Annotated in this window: 4 protein-coding genes; 2 read left to right on the top strand and 2 right to left on the bottom strand. The window is 73.6% G+C overall.

What is annotated here, in order from left to right; translation table 11 throughout:
* Positions 1-696, bottom strand: a 696-nt coding sequence (locus CA984_RS43310) for an ABC transporter ATP-binding protein (RefSeq protein WP_086579078.1), incomplete at its 3' end; no start/stop codon positions are given.
* 115 nt (positions 697-811) lie between these two features.
* On the opposite strand from CA984_RS43310, the gene CA984_RS43305 reads away from it, so the two are divergent.
* Together CA984_RS43305 and CA984_RS43300 are read left to right on the top strand one after the other, a co-directional pair.
* The gene (locus tag CA984_RS43305) at positions 812-1,462 is read left to right on the top strand and encodes a response regulator (protein WP_086579076.1); all 651 of its coding nucleotides are present in this window, start codon (positions 812-814) and stop codon (positions 1,460-1,462) included.
* Positions 1,463-1,598: 136 nt separating this feature from the next.
* Complete coding sequence (locus tag CA984_RS43300; RefSeq protein WP_242676500.1) at positions 1,599-2,261, top strand: DUF4328 domain-containing protein; 663 nt, start codon at positions 1,599-1,601, stop codon at positions 2,259-2,261.
* Positions 2,262-2,347: 86 nt separating this feature from the next.
* Here CA984_RS43300 and CA984_RS43295 read toward each other — a convergent pair.
* On the bottom strand, positions 2,348-3,107 hold a 760-nt coding region (locus CA984_RS43295), incomplete at its 5' end, for a GntR family transcriptional regulator (RefSeq protein ID WP_242676499.1).

The raw sequence follows: 3,107 nt of genomic DNA, 5'->3' as shown, positions 1-3,107 counted from the left end.
GCCGTGACCGGCGGGAGGCCGCGCGCCGTACTGGCCGGGGATGATCTGGCCGTCGCGGACCTCGACCACGCGGTCACACCACCGGGCCACCTGGTGGTCGTGGGTGACGACCACCAGCGAGGCTCCGTTGTGCTTGGTGGCCTCCACCAGCAGGCGCATCGTGTCGTGGCCGGTGCTCTGGTCGAGCGCGCCGGTCGGCTCGTCGGCGAAGATCACCGCGGGCCGGGTGACCAGCGCGCGGGCGATCGCCACCCGCTGCGCCTGACCGCCGGAGAGCTCGCCGGGGCGGCGGCCTTCCATGCCGCCGAGCCCGAGCGGGCCGAACCACTCGCGGGCCTGCCGTACGGCGTCGGTCCGGGAGACGCCGCCGAGCATGAGAGGCAGCGCGACGTTCTCCTCGGCCGGGAGCTCCGGCAGGAGCTGGCCGAACTGGAACACGAACCCGAACCGGGTGCGGCGCAGGGCGCTGCGCTGCCGCTCCCCCATCGCGTCGATCCGCAGGCCGAGCAGGTGGACCTCACCCGCGTCCGGCTTCATGATCCCGGCGAGACAGTGCAACAGGGTCGACTTGCCCGACCCGCTCGGTCCCATGATCGCCACTGCCTCGCCGGTGTGGACCGCCAGCCCGACGCCGCCCAGCGCCACAGTCGGGCCGAACCGCTTGACCAGGCCGGCCCCTTCAAGAACAACATTCATGCCGATGACCCTCCCGCGCGGGAGCCTGCCGGGGGATCGGCCGACCGTCCGATTCACCGGCAGGGGCCTCGGCCGAAAGTCCGATGCCGGATGCCGAGCTGGCAGAATCCATCAGGTGACAATTCGGGTGCTCATCGCTGACGACCAGGTGCTGGTGCGGACCGGTTTCCAGATGATTCTGGACGCCCAGGAGGACATGGAGGTCGTGGCGACCGCCGGGAACGGCGCCGAGGCGGTCGAGCACGCGAGGAGGCTCCGGCCCGACGTGTGCCTGCTCGACATCCGGATGCCCAAGCTGGACGGTCTTGAGGCCACCCGGATCCTGGCCGGGCCCGGGGTGCCCGATCCGATGCGGGTCGTCATCGTCACCACCTTCGACCTGGACGAATACGTCTACGGAGCACTGCGTGCGGGCGCGACCGGGTTCCTGCTCAAGGACAGCGGGCCGACGCTGCTGATCGAGGCGATCCGGGCCGCGGCGGCCGGGGACGCCCTGGTGTCGCCGTCGGTGACCGTACGCCTGCTCGAACACCTGGCCCACCCCCGGGCCGGGGCCGCCCGCCCGCTCGCCGAGCCGCTCACCGAGCGCGAGCTGGACGTCGTCCGTCTGGTGGCCAGGGGGCGGACCAACCAGGAGGTCGCCGCGGAGCTGTTCGTCTCGCTGTCGACGGTCAAGACGCACCTGGGGAGCATCCAGGCGAAGCTCGGCGCCAGGAACCGGGTGGAGATCGCCGCCTGGGCGTGGGAGTCGGGCGTGGTGAGCTGACCGGCAGGACGCCGGAGGCTGATTAGCGGAGGGGCCCGCGGGATAGAAAAAGGGCAGGTCCTTCAGCGCATGCCAGGGGGAGACATACATGCGCCCCAGCTCATCTCCACACACGAAGTCCGCTTCGGCCGTTTACGTGACCCTCACCGCCCAGGTGGCCGCCACCGCCGCCCTGGTGGTGTTCGAGCAAACCCGGGGCCGGCGGCTGGTCCGGGAGATCTCGGCACTCGGCGGCGACCCCCACGCGCCCGGGGCGCAGGCCGTCGTCGGCGCGGTCTCCGTGTTCGCCATCCTGATCATGCTCGTCACCGCGACCACGGTCGCGGCCGCCGCCGCCTACCTGACCTGGCTGGTCCAGGCCCGCCAGAACGTCTCCCCCGGGGCGCAGGCCGCGCCGGTCCTGGCCGCCTGGGCGGTGCCGGGGGTCAACCTGGTCGCCCCGCCGGTGCTGGTCCACCGCCTGTGGTGGGGGTCCCGGCCGCCGGCGGACCGTCATGGCCGCTGGGTGGCGCTGCTCGCCGCCTGGTGGCTGAGCTGGCTGGCCGTGCTCGCCCTGGTGCTGGCACGGCTCACCGCAGCGGGCGACACCGACCTGACCGGTCTCGGCCCGGCCGAGCTGGCCGTCGTCGCGCTCTGCGCGCTGCTGTGCGCGGCGACCGTCCGGCAGATCACCCGGATCCAGGTCGCGGGCGCCCGTCCGGGCCCACCGGCGCGGACAGGCGCGGTCATGGCGCGGGCCGTCCCGCTGATCCTCACGGAGCAGGGCTCCGCCCCGCAGGTCCATCACGCCCGGCAGTGACCGCCCGGACGCCGGCGCTCCGGGCCGGCGTCCTCAGGCGGGGCGGGAGGGGGGAAGACGGGCCATGGCGTATCGAACATACGTTCTCACGGCGCCGAGCGCAAGTCCCCCACCTGTCTCACCAGTGGATTGGCGTCCACCGAGTTGCGGATGCTGAACGTCACGCTGCCCGCCCGGTAGCGGTCGTCGGACCACTCGACCGGGCGGCCCTCGTGGGTGGTGGTGACCCGCCGCTGGCGCAGCAGCGGGCTGCCCCGCCGTACGGCCAGCAGCCGGGAGTCCTCGACCCCCGCCGCGACCGCGTCGATGAGGTGCTCGCCGTAGGCGAAGACGAGGCCGACACCCTCGTAGAGGGCCTGGGTGACCGACTCGCACCCGGGGTCGATCCGCTCGACGGCCGGGGCGATCCACCCGGCGTAGACGGTCCGCTCCAGCAGCACCGGCTCGCCTTCGAGCGAGCGCAGCCGCAGCACCGACAGCACCGGCTCGCCCGGCTGGAGGGCCAGCCGGGCCGCCTCGGTGGCGCTCGCGCCCCGGCGGCGCTGCTCCAGCATCCGCCCACTGACCCGGTGGCCCATCGCCCTCGCCCACTGGGCGAAACTGTGCAGTTCGGCGAAGCTCTGGCTGCGCTCGCGGCCGAGCACGATGCGCCGGGCCCCCTGCCGGGAGCCGACCAGCCCCTCGGTGGCGAGCACCGCCACCGCCTGGCGGACCGTGCCTCGCGAGGCCGCGAAGCGGATGGCGAGCTCCGCCTCCGAGGGCAGCTGCGCTCCGACGGCGTACTCGCCGCGCATGATCGCGTCCCGCAGCTCCGCCGCGATCCCCACGTAGCGCGCCGTCATGTCC

The sequence above is a fragment of the Streptosporangium minutum genome (assembly GCF_002149035.1).
GTDB lineage: Bacteria > Actinomycetota > Actinomycetes > Streptosporangiales > Streptosporangiaceae > Streptosporangium > Streptosporangium minutum.
This window is presented reverse-complemented; position numbering and strand designations above follow the sequence as displayed.